This is a genomic window from Olleya sp. KJ81-1 (assembly GCF_055808135.1).
In genome coordinates this window covers 1,522,410-1,545,350 of sequence record NZ_CM147854.1, presented here as the reverse complement: position 1 = coordinate 1,545,350, position 22,941 = coordinate 1,522,410, and the positions used below count along the sequence as shown (strand labels likewise).

General features: G+C 30.8%; 30 protein-coding genes and 1 pseudogene. 16 read left to right on the top strand and 15 right to left on the bottom strand.

Annotation, left to right across the window (positions count from 1 at the left end):
- Positions 1–111 precede the first annotated feature (111 nt).
- On the top strand, positions 112–984 hold the full coding sequence (locus AC0L3M_RS07435) for a glycosyltransferase (protein ID WP_473432379.1): 873 nt from the start codon (positions 112–114) through the stop codon (positions 982–984).
- Here the strand turns inward: AC0L3M_RS07435 and AC0L3M_RS07430 are convergent.
- Entirely contained in the window at positions 974–1,864 is an 891-nt protein-coding gene (locus AC0L3M_RS07430; RefSeq protein ID WP_473432378.1) for a glycosyltransferase family 2 protein, read from the bottom strand. The genes AC0L3M_RS07435 and AC0L3M_RS07430 overlap by 11 nt on opposite strands.
- Before the next feature lie 92 nt (positions 1,865–1,956).
- On the opposite strand from AC0L3M_RS07430, the gene AC0L3M_RS07425 reads away from it, so the two are divergent.
- Positions 1,957–2,856, top strand: coding sequence for a hypothetical protein (locus AC0L3M_RS07425; protein WP_473432377.1), 900 nt, complete (start codon positions 1,957–1,959; stop codon positions 2,854–2,856).
- A gap of 1 nt (position 2,857) precedes the next feature.
- The gene (locus AC0L3M_RS07420) at positions 2,858–3,655 is read left to right on the top strand and encodes a glycosyltransferase family 2 protein (RefSeq protein ID WP_292949633.1); all 798 of its coding nucleotides are present in this window, start codon (positions 2,858–2,860) and stop codon (positions 3,653–3,655) included.
- On the opposite strand, the gene AC0L3M_RS07415 is transcribed toward AC0L3M_RS07420, so the two are convergent.
- A complete protein-coding gene (locus AC0L3M_RS07415; protein ID WP_473432376.1) occupies positions 3,652–4,398 on the bottom strand; it encodes a glycosyltransferase family 2 protein in 747 nt (248 codons plus the stop codon). The two genes, AC0L3M_RS07420 and AC0L3M_RS07415, sit on opposite strands and share 4 nt — an antisense overlap.
- An 80-nt stretch (positions 4,399–4,478) precedes the next feature.
- On the opposite strand from AC0L3M_RS07415, the gene AC0L3M_RS07410 reads away from it, so the two are divergent.
- Positions 4,479–5,198 (top strand): polysaccharide deacetylase family protein, encoded by a 720-nt coding sequence (locus tag AC0L3M_RS07410; RefSeq protein ID WP_473432375.1) that lies wholly within the window; start codon positions 4,479–4,481, stop codon positions 5,196–5,198.
- Here the strand turns inward: AC0L3M_RS07410 and AC0L3M_RS07405 are convergent.
- Positions 5,195–5,416, bottom strand: a complete 222-nt coding sequence (locus AC0L3M_RS07405) for a hypothetical protein (RefSeq protein WP_473432374.1) — start codon at positions 5,414–5,416, stop codon at positions 5,195–5,197. The two genes, AC0L3M_RS07410 and AC0L3M_RS07405, sit on opposite strands and share 4 nt — an antisense overlap.
- The gene (locus AC0L3M_RS07400; protein ID WP_473432373.1) at positions 5,416–6,153 is read right to left on the bottom strand and encodes a glycosyltransferase family 2 protein; all 738 of its coding nucleotides are present in this window, start codon (positions 6,151–6,153) and stop codon (positions 5,416–5,418) included. The genes AC0L3M_RS07405 and AC0L3M_RS07400 overlap by 1 nt, the downstream gene beginning before the upstream one ends.
- A gap of 44 nt (positions 6,154–6,197) precedes the next feature.
- Between AC0L3M_RS07400 and AC0L3M_RS07395 the strand changes: the two genes are divergently transcribed.
- Complete coding sequence (locus tag AC0L3M_RS07395) at positions 6,198–7,019, top strand: glycosyltransferase family 2 protein (RefSeq protein WP_473432372.1); 822 nt, start codon at positions 6,198–6,200, stop codon at positions 7,017–7,019.
- On the opposite strand, the gene AC0L3M_RS07390 is transcribed toward AC0L3M_RS07395, so the two are convergent.
- Together AC0L3M_RS07390 and AC0L3M_RS07385 are read right to left on the bottom strand one after the other, a co-directional pair.
- Positions 7,016–8,095 carry a glycosyltransferase family 9 protein gene (locus AC0L3M_RS07390; RefSeq protein ID WP_342862021.1) on the bottom strand — a complete coding sequence of 360 codons (1,080 nt, stop codon included), beginning with the start codon at positions 8,093–8,095 and terminating at the stop codon, positions 7,016–7,018. The genes AC0L3M_RS07395 and AC0L3M_RS07390 overlap by 4 nt on opposite strands.
- 115 nt (positions 8,096–8,210) lie before the next feature.
- Complete coding sequence (locus AC0L3M_RS07385; RefSeq protein ID WP_473432371.1) at positions 8,211–8,474, bottom strand: hypothetical protein; 264 nt, start codon at positions 8,472–8,474, stop codon at positions 8,211–8,213.
- Here AC0L3M_RS07385 and AC0L3M_RS07380 point away from each other — a divergent pair.
- Positions 8,359–8,958 (top strand): lipopolysaccharide kinase InaA family protein, encoded by a 600-nt coding sequence (locus AC0L3M_RS07380; protein ID WP_473432485.1) that lies wholly within the window; start codon positions 8,359–8,361, stop codon positions 8,956–8,958. The two genes, AC0L3M_RS07385 and AC0L3M_RS07380, sit on opposite strands and share 116 nt — an antisense overlap.
- 75 nt (positions 8,959–9,033) lie before the next feature.
- Here the strand turns inward: AC0L3M_RS07380 and AC0L3M_RS07375 are convergent, their stop codons facing one another.
- Complete coding sequence (locus AC0L3M_RS07375; RefSeq protein ID WP_145002385.1) at positions 9,034–9,849, bottom strand: 2,3,4,5-tetrahydropyridine-2,6-dicarboxylate N-succinyltransferase; 816 nt, start codon at positions 9,847–9,849, stop codon at positions 9,034–9,036.
- Between the two features lie 102 nt (positions 9,850–9,951).
- Between AC0L3M_RS07375 and ruvX the strand changes: the two genes are divergently transcribed.
- From ruvX to mazG, 4 genes are all read left to right on the top strand, one after another.
- On the top strand, positions 9,952–10,362 hold the full coding sequence (gene ruvX, locus AC0L3M_RS07370) for a Holliday junction resolvase RuvX (RefSeq protein WP_292949606.1): 411 nt from the start codon (positions 9,952–9,954) through the stop codon (positions 10,360–10,362).
- A 9-nt stretch (positions 10,363–10,371) separates the two neighbouring features.
- Entirely contained in the window at positions 10,372–10,965 is a 594-nt protein-coding gene (gene def / locus AC0L3M_RS07365) for a peptide deformylase (protein WP_341587116.1), read from the top strand.
- A gap of 105 nt (positions 10,966–11,070) precedes the next feature.
- Positions 11,071–11,493, top strand: coding sequence for a DUF5606 family protein (locus AC0L3M_RS07360; protein ID WP_473432370.1), 423 nt, complete (start codon positions 11,071–11,073; stop codon positions 11,491–11,493).
- Positions 11,494–11,600: 107 nt separating this feature from the next.
- Positions 11,601–12,374: a nucleoside triphosphate pyrophosphohydrolase gene (mazG, locus tag AC0L3M_RS07355; protein WP_473432369.1), complete on the top strand. Its 774-nt coding sequence runs from the start codon at positions 11,601–11,603 to the stop codon at positions 12,372–12,374.
- 769 nt (positions 12,375–13,143) lie between these two features.
- Here the strand turns inward: mazG and AC0L3M_RS07350 are convergent.
- The 3 genes from AC0L3M_RS07350 to AC0L3M_RS07340 are packed head-to-tail and all read right to left on the bottom strand — an operon-like array spanning position 13,144 to position 15,926.
- Entirely contained in the window at positions 13,144–14,331 is a 1,188-nt protein-coding gene (locus tag AC0L3M_RS07350; protein ID WP_145006702.1) for a peptidylprolyl isomerase, read from the bottom strand.
- A 40-nt stretch (positions 14,332–14,371) separates the two neighbouring features.
- Entirely contained in the window at positions 14,372–14,917 is a 546-nt protein-coding gene (gene gldI, locus AC0L3M_RS07345; protein ID WP_473432368.1) for a gliding motility-associated peptidyl-prolyl isomerase GldI, read from the bottom strand.
- Positions 14,907–15,926 carry a DHH family phosphoesterase gene (locus tag AC0L3M_RS07340; protein ID WP_473432367.1) on the bottom strand — a complete coding sequence of 340 codons (1,020 nt, stop codon included), beginning with the start codon at positions 15,924–15,926 and terminating at the stop codon, positions 14,907–14,909. Before AC0L3M_RS07340 ends, gldI begins: the two co-directional genes overlap by 11 nt.
- 142 nt (positions 15,927–16,068) lie before the next feature.
- On the opposite strand from AC0L3M_RS07340, the gene AC0L3M_RS07335 reads away from it, so the two are divergent.
- Positions 16,069–16,488, top strand: coding sequence for a nucleoside-diphosphate kinase (locus AC0L3M_RS07335; RefSeq protein ID WP_028281614.1), 420 nt, complete (start codon positions 16,069–16,071; stop codon positions 16,486–16,488).
- 153 nt (positions 16,489–16,641) lie between these two features.
- Here AC0L3M_RS07335 and AC0L3M_RS07330 read toward each other — a convergent pair whose 3' ends face one another.
- The 5 genes and pseudogenes from AC0L3M_RS07330 to recF all read right to left on the bottom strand — a co-directional run bounded on the left by AC0L3M_RS07330 (position 16,642) and on the right by recF (position 19,092).
- Entirely contained in the window at positions 16,642–16,833 is a 192-nt protein-coding gene (locus AC0L3M_RS07330) for a cold-shock protein (RefSeq protein WP_028281615.1), read from the bottom strand.
- A 168-nt stretch (positions 16,834–17,001) separates the two neighbouring features.
- On the bottom strand, positions 17,002–17,193 hold the full coding sequence (locus AC0L3M_RS07325; protein ID WP_028281616.1) for a cold-shock protein: 192 nt from the start codon (positions 17,191–17,193) through the stop codon (positions 17,002–17,004).
- A 109-nt stretch (positions 17,194–17,302) separates the two neighbouring features.
- The gene (locus AC0L3M_RS07320) at positions 17,303–17,599 is read right to left on the bottom strand and encodes a DciA family protein (RefSeq protein ID WP_292949577.1); all 297 of its coding nucleotides are present in this window, start codon (positions 17,597–17,599) and stop codon (positions 17,303–17,305) included.
- Positions 17,599–18,012: a lipocalin family protein gene (locus AC0L3M_RS07315; protein WP_473432366.1), complete on the bottom strand. Its 414-nt coding sequence runs from the start codon at positions 18,010–18,012 to the stop codon at positions 17,599–17,601. Before AC0L3M_RS07315 ends, AC0L3M_RS07320 begins: the two co-directional genes overlap by 1 nt.
- A 1-nt stretch (position 18,013) precedes the next feature.
- A pseudogene (gene recF, locus AC0L3M_RS07310) lies at positions 18,014–19,092 on the bottom strand (DNA replication/repair protein RecF).
- Between the two features lie 133 nt (positions 19,093–19,225).
- Between recF and AC0L3M_RS07305 the strand changes: the two are divergent.
- From AC0L3M_RS07305 to mutL, 5 genes are all read left to right on the top strand, one after another.
- A complete protein-coding gene (locus AC0L3M_RS07305) occupies positions 19,226–19,996 on the top strand; it encodes a tetratricopeptide repeat protein (RefSeq protein WP_145006699.1) in 771 nt (256 codons plus the stop codon).
- Positions 19,997–20,004: 8 nt separating this feature from the next.
- Complete coding sequence (gene ribH, locus AC0L3M_RS07300) at positions 20,005–20,484, top strand: 6,7-dimethyl-8-ribityllumazine synthase (protein WP_145002365.1); 480 nt, start codon at positions 20,005–20,007, stop codon at positions 20,482–20,484.
- Between the two features lie 91 nt (positions 20,485–20,575).
- Positions 20,576–20,794, top strand: a complete 219-nt coding sequence (locus AC0L3M_RS07295) for a hypothetical protein (RefSeq protein ID WP_473432365.1) — start codon at positions 20,576–20,578, stop codon at positions 20,792–20,794.
- Between the two features lie 9 nt (positions 20,795–20,803).
- Entirely contained in the window at positions 20,804–21,085 is a 282-nt protein-coding gene (locus AC0L3M_RS07290) for a riboflavin synthase subunit beta (protein ID WP_145002363.1), read from the top strand.
- A 4-nt stretch (positions 21,086–21,089) separates the two neighbouring features.
- Positions 21,090–22,940, top strand: coding sequence for a DNA mismatch repair endonuclease MutL (gene mutL, locus AC0L3M_RS07285; RefSeq protein WP_473432364.1), 1,851 nt, complete (start codon positions 21,090–21,092; stop codon positions 22,938–22,940).
- Position 22,941: the final 1 nt, after the last annotated feature.

Genomic DNA, 22,941 nt, shown 5'->3' with positions numbered 1-22,941 from the left:
AAGTATAAGAGTGATTACATTCAAAAATTTAAAGATTTAGGTGTTAATGTATATCAACCAAGTATAGATAGTAAAGGTGATTTAGTTACAATTGAAGGCTTTATTAAGCAGATGGCACCAAAAATGGATGTAGCTTGGTTACACAGACCATTAATTTTTGATAAGTATCAAGCTTTAGTCAAAAAAGCAAATCCAAAGGTTAAGTTAGTGTTTGATATGGTAGATTTTCATTATATCAGATTATTAAGAGAATACGAACTTAATAAAGATGAAGCATTAAAGACTGAAGCCGAAAAATTTCTTAAAATAGAATTACAAAATTGTAAAAATGCAGATGTTGTTATTGCGATTTCAACGACAGATAAAGTATTACTTAAACAACATTTTAATACAGACGAAAAAGTAGTTTTAATTAGTAACATTCATCAATATATAGATAAGTCTGAAGATTTTAATTCCTTTGAAAACAGAAATGACTTACTCTTTGTAGGTAGCTTTAGACATGATCCTAATAGTGATGCGGTAAAATATTTAAAACAAGATGTTATGCCAATTGTTTGGCAAACACTTCCAGAGGTTACGGTTAATATTATAGGTAGTTATATTACAGACGATATTAAAGACTTAGCTTCAAGCAACTTTAAATTGTTGGGTTTTGTAGACGATTTAAATGTAGTAATCAATAATTCAAAACTATTTGTTGCTCCTTTACGTTTTGGAGCTGGTATAAAAGGTAAAATTGGTCAAAGTTTAGAGCATAGTTTACCCTTAGTTACAACAGATGTTGGAGCAGAGGGTTTTGATTTTGGAAACCAAAAACAGATAATGATTGCCAATAATACTGAAGCAATAGCTAAAAAAGTGGTCGATTTATATATTAACAAAGAGCTTTGGGATGAAGCATCTAATAGTTGTAAAACTATTTTAGAACCGTTTTCATTAAAAGTTACTGAAAATCAATTACTGCAAATAATTAACCTTTAGCTCGCATAGAAAACCTTAAAGAGTCTCCACCTTTAAGTGCTATTTTAAACGGTATTAAATGCTTTTTAGGTTTAAAAATACTTTTAATTCCGTATTTTAAAATTAAGATAATTCTTAAAAACTGATAGTACAACGTACTGTAGTTTTTCTTTATTACATAAAGGTAAGAGACCGTAAATTCGCGTTTTAAAGCAACATTTCCAGAGCTTTTCCCCATGTAATGGATAAATGTAGATTTAGGATAATACTGCGTAATGTAACCTTGTTTTTTTAAGCGTAGGCAAATATCCATTTCTTCATAAAATAAAAATATTTTAGGATCAAATCCACCACATTTTTTATAAGCTTCCGTTTTAAAAAACATAAAAGCACCAGAAACTAAATCAACCGTAAAAGGTTCTGATAAGTCAGAGTTGTATAAATTACTATAATACTTAACTGGTTTTTTTTGATCAAACAAATGGTATTTTAGATCAATAAATTGTCTAAAACTATATTTAAATGGATGTCCATCTTCATTTACTTGTTTTAAACCAACACAGCCTACTTTAGGTTGAGATTGACTGTATTGTAATAACTGTAAAAGCGAGTTTTCAGTCAACTCAGCATCATTATTTACAAATGCTAAATGGTTACCACTAGCATGTTGGTAACCCAAATCATTTCCGCCTCCAAAGCCTAAATTTTCTTTGCTTTTAATTAAAGTGAAATCAGCAGTTTTTAAGTGTGATTCTAACGTTTTAACATCCTCTGGTTTAGATTGGTTGTCAACAACAATAATCTCAAAACTAAGGTCTTTAGTAAATTTGTAAATAGAGTCAATACAATTAATGGTATAACCAGAAGAATTAAAGTTTACAATAATTATAGAGACGTCCATGTAGTTGATTTTTGTGTAAAAATAAATAAAACCAATAGATTGGCTCACTTAAGTTTTAATATTTATTAGTTTTGTTTAACTAAATATTTATAATGAAAAATATTGTTGTTGGTTTTTTAATGTCTTATGACTACGAGAAATTAAAATTGTCTATTCCTCCAGTTTATGAACAAGCGGATAAAATATATCTAGCTTTAGACCATAAACAACGTACCTGGAAAGGTGAAACTTTTGATGTTGATCCTACTTTTTTTGAATGGCTTTCAAATTTTGATAAGCACAATAAAATTGAAATTTATAAAGATAATTTTTTTGTGCCTGAGCTAAATGCTATCCAAAACGATACCAGAGAACGTCACTTGTTGTCCATTAAAATGGGTATTGGTAATTGGTTAGTGCAAGTTGATAGTGACGAGATTTTTATTGACTTCTCTCAGTTTGTTAAAACATTACGTCAACACGATCATTTTTTGGATAATCCTAAGCAAAAGCCAGTTCAGATCGCTGGTTTTTTAATTAATATTTATAAGTATTTAGAAGACGGAATGCTTTACGTTGATGAGCCTACAAAAGTAATGTTGGCGACTAATTACCCAAATTATAAATATGCCAGAAATAGTAAAGAGCGTGTAATATATACCAATAATGTATTGCTACACGAGTGTTTATCTAGAGACGAAGCATCTTTAAAATTTAAACTTGATAATTGGGGACATTCTCACGAGCTTAACGATCAGTTTTTTCCAAAATGGCAAAAAGCAGATAAAAACAATTACAAAGAATTAAAAAACCTGTTTTATTTAGATCCAGAAATCTGGAAAAGTTTAGGCTATTTTCCAACACATGATTTAAATGAAATTAAAAATTTAGTAGAAAAAGACGAAACTTTAGCACCAACAAAGTCTTTTTTACTGAAGAAAAATTTTGGGCAATGGTTTAAATTTTTAAAGATTTTTAATAAAAGTAAAATTGAATTCGAATCTTATTTTTAGTATGAAGCATTTAAAAACAACCTTATTAATAGCTACTTATAATTGGCCAGAAGCATTAGATTTAGTTTTACAAAGCGCATTAAACCAAAGTCAGTTGCCTGATGAAGTTATTATTGCAGATGATGGGTCAACCAATGATACTAAAGCTTTAATTGATAGTTTTAAGACAAAATTTGAAATTCCTTTGATTCATATTTGGCAAAAAGATGAAGGATTTAAAAAAGCCCATATTTTAAACAAAGCAATAGCAAAAGCATCAGGAGATTATATAATCCAGGTCGATGGAGACTGTATCATGCATCCGCATTTTATTAAGGATCATTTACAATTTGTTCAAGACAACACCTATTTATTTGGATCTAGAGTTAATATCCAAAAAGATTATTTAGATACTTTGTTTAAGACTAAACAAACCTCTTTTTCAGCTTTTTCTAAAGGCATAAAAAAACGTACTCGTGCTTTACATATTCCCATGTTAAGTAAATTGTATAAACCAAATGCTGAGTTTTCAAGTAAATTTAGAGGTTGTAATACGTCTTATTTTAAAAAAGATTTTATCGCTGTTAATGGTTATAATGAAGATATAACTGGTTGGGGAAGAGAAGATTCTGAGTTAGTCTTAAGAATGCATAATAATGGTTTACAAGCTAGACGCTTACGTTATAGAGGTATTGTGTTTCATATATATCACAACGAAAAATCTAGAGATAGATTTGAGATTAATGATACTATTGAGCAAAAAACTATTGACCAAAGTATTAAATGGGCTAAAAACGGAGTAGATAAGTATTTACCTTAATCTATATTACGATACATGGTCCATAATTGGATATAGCGTTTAAACACCGAAAACGCATGGACATAACAAATAATAAACCCTTCTTTACCATCTAAAAATCCAAACCTTAAAAAGTATTGGTGCATGAACCTGTACCAAGGTCTAAATAAAAAATGATACAAATTTGGACGTACATTCTTTTTAAATAAAGCTTCTGCTTGTAGTTTACTGTACTGCGTTAATTTTTGATTATAATTATCAAAATCTTTATACGTTTGGTGCTTAACATGGTGTCTTAATTTACCAATGGTAGCAGTAGTTTGTATAGCTTCATGTACTAATTTACCATTATACTTGCAATGATTTTTGTTAAATAAACGGACAGCAATATCTGTTTGAAAACCACTATATTTAATACGTTTTCCCATAAAATGGTAATCACGCTTTACGCGGAAAGCTTTAGCTGTTGGATTAGACCTAACGGTAGCGACAAGCTCTGTAGCTAAGGCTTCAGGCACTTCTTCATCTAAATCAAAAAAGGTTACCCAATCGTGTTTTGCTAAACTAATTGCATAATTTTTTTGCGAAGAAAAATCGTCAAAAACGCGCTTGACAAACGTGACTTTTGGATGTTGTACTAATGTTTCGGTTTGGTCAGTGCTAAAGGAGTCTACGATAATAATTTCATCTGCAAAAGACATACTATTAATATAGCGTTCTATATTATGTGCTTCGTTATATGTTATTGCTAGAGCAGTTATCATGCAAGAGAAAATCAGATTTTTGCCAAATATAACCATTAGGCTTTATATATTTGTGTGCAGAGTATTCAAATTAAAACAACGTGCCAAAATTACCCATTTTAATGTATCATAGTGTAACCACTCAATCAAATGAGAGTAAAGGGTTGACTATTGATGTCAAAATTTTAGAAAAGCAATTGTTATACCTAAAAGAAAATGGTTATACGACGTTGCATTTTAAAGATTTACAGCAATTTAATTCTGCTAAAGATTTTCCAGAAAAAGCAGTAATAATCACGTTTGATGATGTGTATGTTAATCAATTAGAATTAGCCTATCCATTGTTTTTAAAACACAATTTAAAGGCTTGTTTTTACATTCCGTTTAAGTATGTTAATGGTGTTAATACTTGGGATGAAGGAGAGGAGCCAATTATGTCTGTCCAACAATTACAAAGTTTAAATAGTGATATTATAGAATTAGGTTTGCATAGTTTTGCTCACCAACGCTATGATTTGTTATCTATTGACGCTATCCAAAAGGATTTTGATTTGTGTAAAGATTTTATAGTCAATAACAATCTTGAAATTAATAATACCTTAGCCTATCCTTACGGGAAATATCCTAAAACAGGCGAGGAGCAGCATGCTTTTTTTAAATGTTTGAAAGATAACAATATTGCTTATGGCTTACGAATAGGAAATAGAGTCAATAAGTTTCCGTTTAAAAACCATTACGAAATTCAGCGTTTGGATATTAAAGGAGATGACAGTATTAAGGTGTTTCAGCGAAAGCTAAAAAAAGGTAAAAACTGGTTTTAGATTAAGTTAAAAAAGGGAAGCGATATACATCCAAAAATTATTAATATTAAACCTCCAACCTTAAAGGTTGTTTGATATTTAGTGTACCAATGGTGTTGTGTTTGAGGCTTGTTTTTAAATAATTTTATAATTTTAAATCCAATAAAAACAAAAGAAGTTCCAATTGCTATTTGTATTAATGCTATTATTAAGTATATAAATTTTAGTTGTTCTAACATTATTTAATTCCTTTTTGAAGTAACATTAACTTGACATACCTAGAAAACACACCATAAGCATTAACGCTTGCAACGGTCAATCCAGGAATACCATCCATAAATCCACGCCTTAAAATATAACTACTAAAAAAACGATAAAAGGGTTTAAACGCTAAATGAAAATAAGTCGCTTTTTTTCCTTTTTTAAGCATTTGCTCTGACTGAAACCACGCATAGCTATCTTTTTTGCTTATGTAGTGCAATAAGCCTTTATATGTAAAATGAAGCACAGGATTTTTTAACTGTCCAATGGTACCATCAATAATCAGTTTTTCGTGCACCAGACCTTCAAATTTGCAATTATTGCGTTTTACTAATCGTGTCACATTATCACTGTGATGGTATAAAAACCTATTCATGTAATAATGCGGAAAATTAAGCTTGTATCCAGCATGTTTATTACTACTTATAGCTTCAAAAATTTCTTGTTGCAAGGCATAAGGTATACGCTCGTCAGCATCTACAAATAAAATCCAGTCACCTTTTGCAAATTGTAACGCGTGATTTTTTTGGTTAGAAAAATTGTCAAATGCACGCAAATAGACCTCGCAACCCATTTGTTGTGCAATTTTTACTGTATTATCAGTACTATTAGAGTCCACAACAATTACTTGAGAAGCAAAGTCCACAGATTGGATCGCTTGCGCAATGTAAGCTTCCTCGTTGTAAGTTGGTATAATTACTGTAATAGCATCCATATAAAAACCAAAATTACTAAAATAATTTTATCTTTGTAGCTATAATGAAAATAGATACTTCAATAATAATTAGCACTTATAATTCTCCGGAATGGTTAGCAAAAGTACTGTATGGTTATAATAATCAAACATACCGTAATTTTGAAATCGTAATCGCAGATGATGGTTCTAAACAAGAGACCATAGATTTAATTAAATCCATACAGGAAGACGTCTTTTATCCTATCATCCACGTGTGGCATGAGGATAATGGTTTCCAGAAATCTGAAATTTTAAACAAATCTATCACACAATGTACATCGGATTACATTATCATGTCTGATGGTGATTGTATACCACGTCAAGATTTTGTTGAAGTGCATGTTAAGGAGCGAGAGATTGGTTACTTTTTATCTGGTGGTTACTTTATGTTACCAATGGATATTTCTCATGCAATCACAAAAGAAGATATTTATAAAGCCAATTGTTTTAATCTAAAATGGCTTAAAAAGAATGGCTTAAAAGCATCCTTTAAAAACAATAAGTTAACTGCTAAAGGCTTAAAATCTAAGATTTTAAATACTTTAACACCAACAAATGCTAGCTGGAATGGACATAATGCTTCTGGTTGGAAAAAAGATATTGTTGCAGTCAATGGTTTAGATGAGCGTATGCAATATGGTGGTCAGGACCGAGAGCTTGGTGAGCGTTTAATGAATTTAGGTATAAAAAGTAAACAAATAAGATACTCAGCAATTTGTATTCATTTAGATCATAAACGTGGTTATAAAAATGAAGCTTCAATAGCAAAAAACAGAGCGATTAGAGACGTCACTAAAAATGAGAAAAAGGCTTGGACAGATTTTGGAATTGTAAAAAAGGCTTAGTTTTTAAAAGCTTTTAAGTGTAAATCTAAAAACGGAGTCAATTTTTTTAAGATCATTTCAGGTGTTAACATTTGATATAGTTCGTGCGGATTTTCTTCAATTTTACGTCTTTGTTCTACACTAAACTCGTCAAATAAATTTGGTTTTTCTTCTAATAAATGGATAGATGTGTGTTTTTTACCATCTTCAAAACTAGCCCAATGTTCTTTTAAAACATAAGGCGAAAAAATTGTAAAAGTTGGTTTATTTAACGCTTTGGATATGTGTACAATACCACCTTCGTTACCTACAAGTAGGAGGCATTTATTCATTAAAGTTATAAAACCTCTAATGCTATCTTCATAAATATCAATAATAATATTGGATTTATTTTGACATTGGTCGTAAATATTTAAAGCATCTTCTTTTTGATGTGGTGCATAATTAAATAATACATTAACATCATAAGTTGTTGTAATATGATTTATTAAGCTAACAATATATTGATATGGCATGGATTTTTGAGGTGTACTACCTAAAATACCTAGCATAATTGCTGGCTTATTATATTTTTCTAATTTGTTGTATTGTTGCTCTTTATCGGTTAAAACTATGTGAGGTTCATAATCGATTTTATTTTCAGGTAACGGAAAAAAGCAGTTAAACATATTTATCCTGTCTTCAATAGCTTTACCACTTATATGTTTTTTTTCATCTAATAAAGGGACAGTGTGTGTGTAAAAATTAAACCAAGGGTTTTTACCTCTTTTCTGAAAACCTATTCGCATGCTAGCGCCAGAAAAATAACAAATAATGCGACTTTGTAATTTAGAGTAAGGGTCAAAAATAATATCATAGTTATTTTTTTTAACTCGTCTAATCAAGCGTTGCATAAATTTAAATTGCTTCAATTCTTTTTCATTTACTGCTATAATGTTATCAATGTTTGGATTGTTTTCAATAACACCAGTTGTAAAGTCATACACCAAATAATCAATTTGACTATCAGGAAAAACAGTTTTCATGTTTTGGGCAATTACTGATGCGATAAGCACATCACCAATGCGTTTATTTTGTATGACAAGAATTTTCTTCATTTAAAAATCACGTATTTTTTACGCTGTAGTGCAAAATATAATTTTATCGGCTTTTATTAAAATTTACTTTAATATATCTTTGAACAATCTCAAAATAGATTACTATCATACACTGTCATCCAAAATATAAGCACTTAGAGTCCCAATTAATTGCACTTATCCAAGAATTTGAAACCTCTGGAGAATCCATAACTATTGGGCAACGCAACATTATAAAGTCTTTTGAGGTAGAAGGATTAAAATTAAATGTAAAGTCCTTTAAAATACCCAACACCTTTAATAGTTTTGTATATAAATATATACGTCCTACTAAGGCAAAACGGTCTTTTGAGTATGCTAATAGATTAATAGATTGTGGTGTATCAACACCTTTTCCCATTGCCTACATAGAAAACACATCTATTTTTGGATTAAAATCTAGTTATTACATTAGTAAGCATATTGATTATGATTTTGAGTTTAGAGCGTTAATCCATAATCCTCAATTTCCGGAACGTGTTAAAATTTTGCAGCAATTTGCAGCATTTACCTTTAAATTACATGAAAATAATATTGATTTTTTAGATCATTCACCAGGTAATACTTTAATAACTAAAAATGCTAATGGTTATAATTTCTATTTAATTGATTTAAACAGGATGCGCTTTAAACCAATGAGTTTTGATTATCGTATGCATAATTTTAGACGTTTATGGTTGTCTAAAACTATGATTAAGATTTTGGCTGAAGCTTATGCCAAATTGTATAACAAGTCGTATCAAGATACCTATGATTTAATGCTTAAGCATAGTCGAGCATTTCAACTAAAAATTAATAGTAAAAAATTAAGACGTAGCGGAAGGAAAATGCAGTTTAAGAAATAAATTTTAAATACATAAAAGCCTCTAAATTTAAAATTTAGAGGCTTTTTACATTTTATAAACGGTTACTTTTAATTTTTAAACAGCAACATCATATTCTCTTAAAGCATCGTTTAAAGAGGTCTTCTTATTTGTACTTTCTTTACGTTTTCCAATAATTAAAGCACATGGTACTTGATATTCTCCAGCTGCGAATTTTTTAGTATAACTTCCAGGAATCACTACTGATCTAGCAGGTACACGACCTTTCATTTCAATAGGTGTATCTCCTGTAACATCTATAATTTTAGTACTCATAGTTAATACTACGTTTGCACCTAAAACAGCTTCTTTTTCTACATGTACACCTTCTACAACTATACAACGTGACCCAATAAAAGCACCATCTTCAATAATAACAGGAGACGCTTGTAAAGGTTCTAAAACACCACCAATACCAACACCACCAGATAAGTGTACGTTTTTACCAATTTGAGCACAACTACCTACAGTAGCCCAAGTGTCAACCATAGTTCCTTCATCTACATAAGCACCAATATTTACATAACTAGGCATTAAAATTGTACCTGCAGATATGTAAGCACCATGACGTGCAACAGCATTTGGTACCACTCTAATTCCTTTTTCTTTATAACCTCTTTTTAGTGGAATTTTATCATGATACTCAAAAATACCAGCTTCTAAAGTTTCCATTTTTTGAATAGGGAAATATAAAACAACCGCTTTTTTAACCCATTCGTTAACCTGCCAACCATCGGTTGTAGGTTCTGCTACTCGTAATTTTCCTAAATCTAAAAGGTTAACTACTTCTCTAATAGCTGCAATGGTTTTTTCGTCTGTCAATAACTCTCGGTTATCCCAAGCAGTCTCTATTGTTTTTTGTAATTCTGTCATGTCAATTTTAATTTAAGACAAATATAATTCGTAAAAATTAAAATATGGCACAATATTTAAGGTGTTAAGAGTATAAAACTATAAATTTGCACAAAATTTAATATGGCTCGCATTTTAGCAATTGATTACGGAAAGATTAGAACAGGATTAGCAGTGACTGATGAGATGCAGATTATTGCTTCTGGATTGACTACTGTAAATACTAAAGAGCTTATTACTTTTTTAAAAGACTATCTAAGTAAGGAGCAAGTCGAATTATTTTTAGTCGGAGAACCAAAACAAATGGATAATACGCCAAGTGAAAGTGAGGCGTTAATTATTCCGTTTTTGGTTAAATTGGAAAATGTATTTCCTAAGATTCCGATAAAACGTGTAGACGAGCGTTTTACCTCTAAAATGGCGACGCAAACATTAATAGATAGCGGATTAAAGAAAAAACAAAGACAAAATAAAGCGCTTTTAGACGAGGTTAGTGCAACCATAATCTTACAAAGCTATCTTTATAATCAATAAAAAATTAGTATGATATTACCAATTGTTGCCTATGGCGATCCCGTTTTAAAGAAAAAAGCGACAGACATTACAAAGGATTATCCAAAATTAAAAGAGCTAATTGCAAACATGTACGAGACCATGTATGGATCGTTTGGTGTAGGTTTAGCAGCACCTCAAATTGGGTTGTCAATCCGTATGTTTATTGTAGATGCGACTCCGTTTGCAGATGATGAAGAAGTAATGAGTAAAGCGGAAAGCGACTTTTTAAAAAGCTTTAAGCATACTTTTATTAACCCAGTTATTTTAGAAGAATCTGGTGACGAATGGGCTTTTAATGAAGGTTGTTTAAGTATTCCTGATGTTAGGGAAGATGTCTTTAGAAAACCAAATATTAAAATTGAATATTTTGATGAAGACTTTAACAAGCAAACAATGGAATTAGATGGTTTGGCTGCTAGAGTGTTTCAGCATGAATATGATCATATCGAAGGGATTTTGTTTACAGACCATTTATCTGCTTTAAAAAAGCGTTTGATAAAAGGAAAATTAACTAACATCTCTAAAGGAAAAATTAATGTGGATTATCGCATGAAATTTCCATTAATGAAAAAGAAACGTTAAACGTTTGGAAAACCCAAACTAACATAAGATATTTGCCATCCAATTTTTTTACACTATGCAGTGTCAAAGTGGAAGATAAAAGGATAATTAAAAACAAGAAACTATATGGCTTTAGATAAAGTATTAGCAATTGCAGGAAAACCTGGATTATATAAATTAGTAACTCAAACAAGAGGTGGCTTTATTGCCGAATCTTTAATTGATAATAGACGTATGTCTGTTGGAATACAACAAAACGTTAGTATTTTAAGTGAGATTGCAATTTATACTTTAACAGAAGAAGTGCCATTAAAAGAGGTCTTAAGTAAAATTAAAGACAAAGAAAATGGAGCACAAACTAGTATTAGTCACAAGGATTCTAAAGATAAACTGGAAGAGTACTTTTTTGAAGTATTACCAGATTATGACGAGGATAGAGTGTACCCAAGTGATATTAAAAAGGTAGTACAATGGTATAATATGTTACAAAAAAATAACATGTTAGACTTTGATACTGCTAAGGCTGAAACGTCTGACGAAGAAGAATAAATTGACTTTATTTATAGATATTAAAAATCCAGCTTTTGCTGGATTTTTTTGTTTCTGATTTTTTAAGATGAAACAAATCAACGTACTTTTACAAAAACCTTTTTTATATGAATTCTAGAGCAGACCAATTAAAAGCATTTGACCGTTTATTGACTATTATGGACGAGTTACGCGCGCAATGTCCTTGGGATAAAAAACAAACCATGGAAACCTTACGTCATTTAACTATTGAAGAGACGTATGAGTTAGGCGATGCTATTTTAGAAGACGATTTAGAAGAAGTTAAAAAGGAAATTGGTGATTTAATGCTACACATGGTTTTTTATGCCAAAATTGGAAGTGAGAAAAAGGCATTTGACATTGCAGATGTATGTAATGGTATCTGCGAAAAACTAATCCATAGGCATCCACATATTTATGGCGATGTGACTGTAAAAGACGAAGCTGAAGTCAAACGTAATTGGGAAAATCTAAAATTAAAAGAAGGCAGAACAAGTGTTTTAGAAGGCGTACCTAATAGTTTGCCAGCGTTAGTAAAAGCAAGCAGGATACAAGAAAAAGTAGCAGGAGTAGGTTTTGATTGGGAACGACCAGAACAGGTATGGGAAAAAGTAGAGGAGGAGTTAAATGAATTTAAAGCAGAGGTTGATAAAGGTGATGCTGATGCAATGGAAGACGAATTTGGAGATGTATTGTTCTCTATGGTAAATTACGCTAGATTTTTAAAGATAAATCCAGAAAACGCTTTAGAGCGTACTAATAAAAAATTCTCTAAGCGCTTTCAGTATTTAGAGTCAAAAGCAAAAGCATTAAATAAAGATTTAAAAGACATGACTTTGGGTGAAATGGATGTTTTTTGGGAGGAGGCCAAAAAACAGTAATTGGAACATCTGTGATTTTCAAATACTAAGTTTTTATTGGGAGGAGGCCAAAAAACAGTAATTGGAAAATCTGTGATTTTCAAATACTAAGTTTTTTTGGGAGGAAGCCAAAAAACAGTAATTAGAAAATCTGTGATTTTCAAATACTAAGTTTTTTTTGGGAGGAGGCCAAAAAACAGTAATTGGAACATCTGTGATTTTCAAATACTAAGTTTTTTTGGGAGGAGGCCAAAAAACAGTAATTAGAAAATCTGTGATTTTCAAATACTAAGTTTTATTGATTTAAAATTATAAGAGATTAAGTTTCGTTTTTTTCTGGAATTGCGAAAAAATATTTTAAAATCCTGCTATTGTAGGATTTTTTTATTCAATAAATATTGAAAACATAAATAGCTCGTAATGCTTGCTATTATTTAATTGTGTGCTAAAAACTATGCGTTATAACATGTTGTTTTTTCTAAAATTTTAATTTTTATTCTATTTAAAAAGTCCAAAACTAGAAATGTGTCGTATATACTTATAAATGACATAATCTTTTCAAGATAATATAGTTGATTAATAGCATACATCACTTTGATGTCATTAAAGGAAAATTATTTCTTACAAGCGAAGAGAAGTAATTGGTTAGTTTAGTTAGGAGCCACAATCCTACTTCTTTTTAGGAGTAGGATTTGGTTTTTTATAAAGGTTTTGTCTCTATTATAAAATTGTTTATAACAAAAAAAAGCACTCATTAAGAGTGCTTTTTTTTCTGTAAAACAGAAGTAATTTATTTGATTGATACAATTTCTAAATCAAAAATAAGGTTTGCATTTGGTGGTACTGGACCACGACCTGAAGCACCATATCCTAAATAACCTGGTACAAATATTCTAGCTTTATCTCCAACATTCATATTTAGCATAGCTTCTCTAAAACCAGGGACTAAAGTTGCAGACTCGTTATATGGCATTGCAAAAGGTTGGTATGCACCTTGTTTTGCAGCGTCTTCATTGTATTGGTCATATTTTTTAGCATCAGATTCTATTGTAGAAAAGAAGAAACGTCCATCTTCAAATAATCCAGTACAATCAATTAATACTTGGTCTGACGGTTTTGGTGTAACACCATTTGGATTTGCTTCAACAATCATAACTAATCCAGTTGGGAATTCTTTTACTTCACCTGGTCTATCAGCATTAGCTTTTTTAAAGTTATTAGCAGCTTCTTTAGCTTTTTCTTTCAAAATCTCTTGAGCTTTTACTTCTAAATCTTTTAATTTTTGAGGTAAAAGAGGCTCTTGTTCTGTAAAAACTTTTGCAGCATCAAATGCTTTAGCATCTTTACCTTTACGGATAATGTTTAATTTTTGAATAACTACATCTTCTAATGGTTTGTTGCTTCCTGGTGCAACTTTAACGTTAGAGATCGTATCTTGTACTTCAATACCTTTAACTAATTCTCCAAAAACAGAGTGACAACTTACTCTTGGTGCACCACAGTTTTTTAAACTTCCGTCTGCGTAAAAAGCATCTAAGTTTTGCTTAGGTATTTCAGTAATAAAAAACTGACTTCCATTAGTATCTAATCCACCAGAATTAGCCATAGATAGTATTCCTGCTTTGTCATGACTTAAGTCTGTGTCAAATTCGCTAAAAAATTTATATCCTGCACTTCCAGTTCCAGTTCCTGTTGGGTCACCTCCTTGAATCATAAATTTATCCATAACTCTATGAAAAGTAACACCATTATAAAAAGGTTTACCTTTTAAAGAGTCATCAAGTTTTGGATGTGTACCTTCTGCTAAGCCAACAAAATTAGCCACGACTACTGGTACTTTGTCGTAAAATAACTTGGCAACCATAGTACCTTTATTTGTAACAAATTCGGCATATAATCCGTCTTCCAAATCAGGATATTTTTCTTGGCAAGATGTGTTAGACATACTAACCAAAAGAGCAATCAATAATAGTTTCATTGTTTTAATTAATTTGTTCATTTTAATATAGGGTTTGTTTCTATTCTTTTTTTGTTATTGAATTAACGGTTACTTTACAAACTAATGGAATGTTAGTACCTATTTTATTTTCGTCTCCATAATAGCCATAAGCCTTGTGTGACGGAAACAAAAAGGTTACCGTTTCTCCTGCTTGCATAAGTTTTAGACCTTCACGTAAACCTGTAAAAAGTTCTTGTTGGTCCATTGCGTAACTTTGAGTTTTTAATTCTGCTTGAGTATAAATGGTTTTTCCGTCTAAATCTTTTACATCGTAATTAAAGTTTACAATGTCTGCAAAATCAGGTTTTACAATACTGTCAGTTTCAATTTTAGTATTATAGTAGTACCAAAATCCGTTGCCTGAGGTTTTGTAATCATTTTCTGGTTGACTAGCTATCAGTGTTTCAATTGCTTTAATTTCTTTTTTATTTAACGCTTTGTTTCTAGCAACAGATTGGTCAATAAAAGAGCCAGAGTTAACCGACTTTGGTTTTCTAGCTTCCGGTGTTTTACAACTTAAAACAGTAGTTAAAATTAGTAATAGTATGGCTAAATTACGCTTCATGTAGTGCTGTTTTGTATTGCGGTAATATACTAATAAATTTTTCTGTGGTTTGCTCTAAGTTTACATCGCTTTTTCCTCCAGCAGCATTTGTGTGTCCACCACCTTGAAAGTGGGACCTAGACATTTCATTCACCGAGAAATCGCCTTTAGACCTTAAAGAAATTTTAATGATACCTTGTTGTAAATCCTCTATAAATATAGCAGCAAGTACAACATTGTTTAAAGATAAAGCATAGTTTACAAAACCTTCTGTATCTCCTTTTTTGTAATCAAATTGTTGTAATTCTTTTTGAGATAACGTAATGTAAGCAGCTCTGGATTCTGGTACAACTTTTAAATTACTTAAAGCACAACCTAATAATTGCAAACGGTTATAGCTGTTAGTATCATATACTTGGTTGTGTATCATGGTGTTGTCTGCACCTTTGTCTATTAAATTAGCTATTATTCTATGCGTTGCGCTTGTAGTAGATCTAAACCTAAACGATCCTGTATCTGTCATAATACCAACGTAAATTGCAGTAGCTATATTGCTGTCTATTATAGGTGTGTCCTCTAGCATGTCAATAAAATTATACACCATCTCGCAAGTCGAGCTCATGCTAACATCACTGTACATATATTTTGCAAAATCATCAGGTTGTTGATGATGGTCAATCATTATTTTTAATGCACTACTGTCTGTAAGTACATGTTCCATATCTCCAGTTCTATGAAAAGCATTAAAATCTAAAGCAAAAATAATATCTGCTTCATTTAGTGTTTGTTCGCTTTCTTCTTTTTGACTATCATATTTTAAAATCAAATCCTGACCAGGAATCCATTTTAAAAAATCAGGATAATCGTTTGGTACAATAACCGTAGCTAAGTGATTAGTTTTTGTTAAATAATGAAATAAGGCTAGGCTAGAACCAATAGCGTCTCCATCAGGATTTTTATGGCTTACAATTACAATTTTTTTAGGTGTTTCTAATAACTGATTAATTGCTGTAATGTCTTGTTTTGTCATAGCCCACGAAGATACAATTTTTTAATATTCGAATATATTGTTTTTCTTAATAAATGGCGTACTTTTGCACAAAATTAACAAGCACTTTTAACTATAAAAGGATTGTTGTTTTAAATAAATTAGATAACATTAAAATAAAAAAATGGCAACTAACAGAACATTTACAATGCTTAAGCCTGACTCTGTTGAAAAAGGGTACATTGGCGCAATCTTAGAAAAAATTAACGCTTCAGGTTTTAGAATCGTTGCAATGAAATTAACACATATGACTAAGCAAGATGCTGAAGCATTTTACGCTGTACATAGTGAAAGACCTTTTTATGGTGAGTTAGTTGAGTACATGACACGTGGACCAATTGTAGCTGCTATTTTAGAAAAAGATAACGCTGTTGAAGATTTTAGAACTTTAATTGGTGCAACTAATCCTGCTGATGCAGCAGAGGGAACGATCCGTAAATTATATGCAGCGTCTATTGGCGAAAATGCAGTACATGGAAGTGACAGTGATGAAAATGCAGCTATTGAAGGTGCTTTCCATTTTGCTGGACGTGAAATGTTTTAAGTTTTAAAACTATATAAATTACAAAAATCCAGCTTTTAGCTGGATTTTTTTGTTTATATAATTAAAGACTATAAAGTGTTTTGGGTTTTAAAACAAAAAAAAGCCTCTCTAAATAAATAGAGAGGCTTTAATCTTAAAGATATATGGTAGTTGTTAAATTACTTTAACGTTAACTGCGTTTAATCCTTTTTTACCTTCTTGTAAGTCGAATTCAACTTCGTCACCTTCGCGAACTTCGTCGATTAATCCTGAAATGTGTACAAAATGGTCTTTGTTTACACCTTCTTCTGTTATGAATCCAAAACCTTTAGCGTCATTGAAGAATTTTACTGTGCCTTTACTCATTGTAATAAAATTTAATATTAATTATTTTAATTATTGCAAAGATGGTACCAATAATTTTAATAATGCACTTTTATTTTATTTATTTTCAATTATTTAGCGATTTTAACTAAAAAAGCCTTTCCGTGTGGAAAGGCTTTTTTTGTAATGATTTAAATAGAAAATATATAATTATACTACTTTTACATTTACTGCGTTCATACCTTTTCTTCCTTCTTGTAAGTCGAATTCTACAACATCACCTTCACGAACTTCGTCGATAAGTCCAGAGATGTGTACGAAATGGTCTTTGTCTGATCCTTCTTCAGTTATAAAACCGAATCCTTTAGAATCATTGAAAAATTTTACTGTGCCTTGAGCCATTGTAATAAAAAAATTTGTTAATAATGTCTCAAAGATATAATATTTAATAATACTATAAAGTAAATTTTAATTTATTTTAAAAAATATATTTTGCTGGTATTATTTTTAATTATCTCAATATCAGTTTTTTAATTATTTCTTTACCTAGTTCTTCGTTTAATAACTTAATTATTTTTTGGTTACCATAACTAAGCTCTTCTCTAAGTGCGCTAGAGCTTAGTTGTACATAAAGTATGTCCTTTTTAAGCTCGATTGCTGTGGTATAATTAGTAATACCATTACCCATTAATTTTGCCCAAGCGTCTTTTACATTAACTTTATCCAGTCCTTTTTCCAGGTTATTTTCTGTAACAAAATCTTTTAATGCGTCAGAGATATTAAGTAAGTTGTTGTTTCGTTTTGCCATTAGTCTACGGTTATAGGTGTGTAGCGTTTATATAAATACAAATCTTTATTTTGATTCATAATCTGTAATTTGTCTTTGCTAGCGTGTAAAATAGTTTCTTTCCAGTTAGCAAATGGTGTTTTATAATACAGGTTAAGACTGTCGTTTTCTACTTTAAAAATAAAATGTTCAACATCTTTAGAGGTTTGGTAAGTCCCATTAAAGTTTGGTTTTAGTTTCTTTCTAAACCCAACAGAGTCTTTGTTTATAGTTATATAATCTATTGTTTCGTTTATATTATACACTTTTTTTGTACCATTACTTAAGGTTACTTCGTTTATTTCCCAATAACCTGAAAGGTGTTGCTTTAAATCTTCAGGATTTTTAGAGCATCCCACTAGTACTATTAATAAAAGGTAATACGTCTTTTTCATGTTATAATTTAAATATTTCATACGATTGATGTACTTGTTTAACAGCGTTTTCAGTACGTTCGGCATGTGTGTCACTAATAAAAATTTGTCCAAAATTTTCATCATTAACTAATTTAATAATTTGTGCTACACGTGTTTCGTCTAATTTATCAAAAATATCATCTAATAATAAAATAGGATTATCACCACTAATAGCTTTTATACTATCAAATTGTGCTAATTTAAGCGCAATTAAAAATGATTTTTGTTGTCCTTGACTTCCAAACTTCTTAATTGGATAATCGCCTAAATTAAATTCTAAATCATCCTTATGTACACCAACACTAGTATATTGTAATGCCTTGTCTTTGTTAATTGTTTTTTTTAATAATTGTTCTAAGTTGTCCTCAAATAAGTCACTTTTATAATTTAAACTTACGTCTTCATTATTATTACTTATGGCTTTGTATCTAGCCTTAAATAAAGGTATAAATGACTCTAAAAACTGTTTTCTTTTTTCAAAAACAAGGGTTCCATATTGTTGTAGTTGTTGGTTGTAAACATCTACAGTGTCATTATTATAAGTGTGATTTGCAGCAAAATATTTAAGCAATGAGTTGCGTTGAGATAAAATTTTGTTGTAATTAATTAAATTACTTAGGTAGTTTTTATCGCTTTGGCTAATAACGCTATCAATAAATTTTCGTCTAGTATCACTACCTTCAATAATTAAATCTCTGTCAGCAGGACTTATTATCACTAAAGGTAAAAAACCAATGTGATCACTAAACTTGTCGTATGCTTTACTGTTTCTTTTTATAATTTTTTTTGTCCTTTTTTCAGACTTACTACAATGTTTTCTGTTTTTTCGTCTTTGTCATATTCACCATTTATAACAAAAAACTCTTCGTCATATTTAATATTCTGTGATGCTACAGGATTAAAGTAGCTTTTACCAAAGGATAAATGGTAGATTGCATCCAATACATTGGTTTTTCCAACACCATTATTACCAACAAGGCAGTTAATAGTATGGTTAAACTCGAATGATTTAGAGTCGAAATTTTTATAGTTTAAAAGCGCTAAAGATTTTAAAATCATGTAGTTATTGCTAGGATATAGGGTTTTAAATAGGGTAGCCTAATAAGGATGTGCAAATTATTGAAAATTATCAAATAATAACCTTTTATTTCTGAAGAAAAATTATATTTTTGTGCGCATTAATAAAACTAATATGGCGACTTACAAGAAAAGAGGATACAAACCAAATACTAAAGTAGAAAAGGAAATAGAAGTTGAAGAAAGCTCAACAACTGCTGAAGTTTTTAATACATTAGACGAATCTGCAAACAAAGCAGAGGAGTTTGTTGAAAAAAATCAGAAAAACATTTTTATAATAATTGGTGTTGTAGCTGCATTAGCTTTAGGTTATTTAGTTTATCAACAATTTATAGTTAAGCCTAAGCAAGGTGAAGCAATGAATGAAATGTACCAAGCACAAAAATTCTTTAATGAAGCTGTTACAAATGGTGTAGCACAAGATTCTTTATACAATCTAGCACTTAAAGGAGGTGAAGGTAAATTAGGTATGGTAGATATTGCAGACCAATATAGTGGTACTGCTGCAGGAAACTTAGCTAATTATTATGCTGGTATGGCTTATTTAAATATTAAAAACTACGAACAAGCAATTGTTTACTTAGATAAGTTTGAAAGTGAAGATGAAGCATTAGCACCTATGGCTAAAGGCGCAATAGGAGATGCTTTTGTACAATTAACAGATAATGAAAACGCTTTAGATTATTATACACAAGCTGCTAACTTACGTCAAAACGAATTTACAGCTCCAACATACTTATACAAAGCAGGAATTACTGCTTTAGACTTAGGTAAAGCATCTAAAGCATTAGACTTTTTTAATAAAATTAAAGACAACTATCCAAACTCGCCAGAAGCTACTCAAGCAGAAGTGTTTATTGGAAAAGCGCAAGCAATGTCTAACTAAATAAGCTTATGGCAACAACAAATTTATCAGCATACGATAAAGCATCAATCCCAAACGGAAAGCAATTTCGGTTTGGGATTGTTGTTTCAGAATGGAATGACAATATCACACAAGGGTTGTTAGAAGGTGCTAAAAGCACACTTTTAGAACATGATGTGCAACCAGAAAATATTTTGGTTTGGGATGTGCCAGGAAGTTACGAGTTAATTTACGGTTCTAAAAAAATGATAGCACAAAACGTTGATGCTGTCATTGCAATTGGAAGTGTAATCCAAGGCGAAACTAAACATTTTGATTTTGTTTGTGATGCAGTAGCCCAAGGTATTAAAGACCTTAATGTTACTACTGAGACACCTGTTATTTTTTGTGTATTGACAGATAATACATTACAACAAGCTATTGATCGTTCTGGTGGTAAACATGGTAATAAAGGTGTAGAGGCAGCAGTTGCAGCTTTAAAGATGGCAACACTGCGTAAAAACGCCTAAAATTCTGTTAACATTTTTTAGCATTCTTAAACAGCCTTTCTGTAGTATTTTCAGTATTTTTGGATATTAATCACATTAAAACTGTAAAGGCTTGTTTATTCAAAAGAAAAATAAAAAATTTAACTACCAATCCCGTTTTTCTAAAGAAGAAAACTCAGCTGTAAAGCTAAAAGAGAGTTTAAATACTAGCTGGAATGGTTCAAGAAAATCTAAGACTAACTCTAAAAAAAGTAATACTTTATTTTTTTTAGTTGGAGTTTTACTTTTTTTGGCTGCTTTAATGTACTATTTAGAAACTAAAATTAAGTAATCTTTTACTATGGGATTTCTCTCTAAACGAAAAAATAAAAAATTTGATTATACACCTCGTTTTTACAAAGGTGAGGGTAGTCCATTTGAAATAAAACATAAGTTTGACGAGCATAGGACTACAGTAGGAGACAATCCTAATTTAAAGCAAAAATTTAATAATGCTATCGAAGATTTAAAAAACAATACAGATAAAACTGCCAATAGAAGGATTGTTTTAATTGTAGCTGTTTTAGTGTTTTTATTTTTATTAATTATAGGTTTCGATTTATCTATTTTCTTCCCTAATTAGACTTATGGCAGATATTATTCAACTATTACCAGACCATGTTGCTAATCAGATTGCAGCAGGAGAGGTTGTGCAACGTCCAGCGTCTGTTGTTAAAGAGTTGTTGGAAAACGCTATTGATGCAGATGCAACAGTTATTAAGTTAATAGTTAAGGATGCTGGAAAAACGTTAATCCAAGTTATCGATAATGGTAAAGGGATGAGCACGACTGACGCTAGATTAAGTTTTGAGCGTCATGCGACATCAAAAATTAAATCTGCTGAGGATTTATTCCAATTACATACTAAAGGGTTTAGAGGTGAGGCATTGGCAAGTATTGCTGCAATTGCGCATGTTGAGCTTAAAACGAAGCAAGACAATGAAGATCTTGGATCCACTATAATTATTGAAGGTAGTGAAGTTAAGTCTCAAGAAGTTGTTGTGACACCAAAAGGGACATCATTATCCGTAAAACATTTATTTTTTAATATTCCTGCAAGACGTAACTTTTTAAAGTCTAATACAGTTGAATTACGACATATTATAGACGAGTTTCATCGTGTAACATTAGCACATCCATCTATTAGCTTTTCTATGTTTAGCAATGGAAGTGAGACTTTTAATTTGCCAGAAAGCAATTACAGACAGCGTATTGTAAATATTTTTGGAACTAAAACTAATGAGAAATTAGTCCCTGTAGAAGAAGCAACTGAGGTGTTAACCATTTCTGGATTTGTTGGTAAACCAGAGTTTGCTAAAAAATCTAGAAACGAACAGTTTTTCTTTGTCAATAACCGTTTTATTAAAAGTGCGTATTTAAATCATGCTATTAACTCTGCTTTTGAAGGCTTACTTAAAGATGGTGCACAGCCTAGTTATTATTTAAATTTAACAGTTAATCCGCAAACAATAGATATAAATATTCATCCAACTAAAACCGAAATTAAGTTTGATGACGAACATACATTATACGCTATATTAAGATCTGCAGTAAAACATAGTTTAGGTCAGTTTAATATTGCTCCAGTTTTAGATTTTGACAGAGATGCCAATTTGGACACACCTTACAGTTACCAACAAAAAGGAATGCCAAGTGTGGAGGTGGATCGTACATTTAATCCTTTTAAAGAGGAAACACCTAAAGTTAAAAATGTCTCTAACTATAAAAAAGAACCTGTAACTACTGCAAGTTGGGACAGTTTATATGTTGGTTTAGAATCTAAAGGCACAAAAACAAATACAGAGTTTAGTGAAGTGCATTTTGAAAGCGAACCAAATACCGAGAGCTTTTTTAAAAATGAAAATGAAGTAGAAACAAAGCAATCCACTTATCAATTAAATAATAAATTTATAATAAGTACCATCAAATCTGGAATGTTAGTTATAGATCAGCATCGTGCACACCAACGTGTGTTGTATGAAGATTATCTAAGACATATTACAATTAAAGAAGGTGTAAGCCAACAACTATTATTTCCGTTAGACCTGCACTTTTCTAAGCAAGAAATAGCATTAATAAATCAATTAAAAGAGGACTTGGAGTCTACAGGTTTTGTTTTTCAATCTATTAAAGATGAAACAGTAGAGATAACAGGTGTACCAGTTAATGTGCCAGAAAGTGAAGTATCCATAATCTTAGAGCAATTAATTAGCGATGTAGAAAATGAAGTGCCAGATAGTAACTTTTCTGCAACAGATTTATTAGCAAAATCTATGGCTAAAAGCTTAGCGATTAAAACAGGACAATCATTAACCAATACAGAGCAAGAACATTTGGTAAATCGTTTGTTTGCCTGTAAGGAACCTAATGTGTCACCTACTAACAGAACCACTTTTATTACGATGTCTGTGGATGAGTTAGAGAAAAAATTTATGTAAC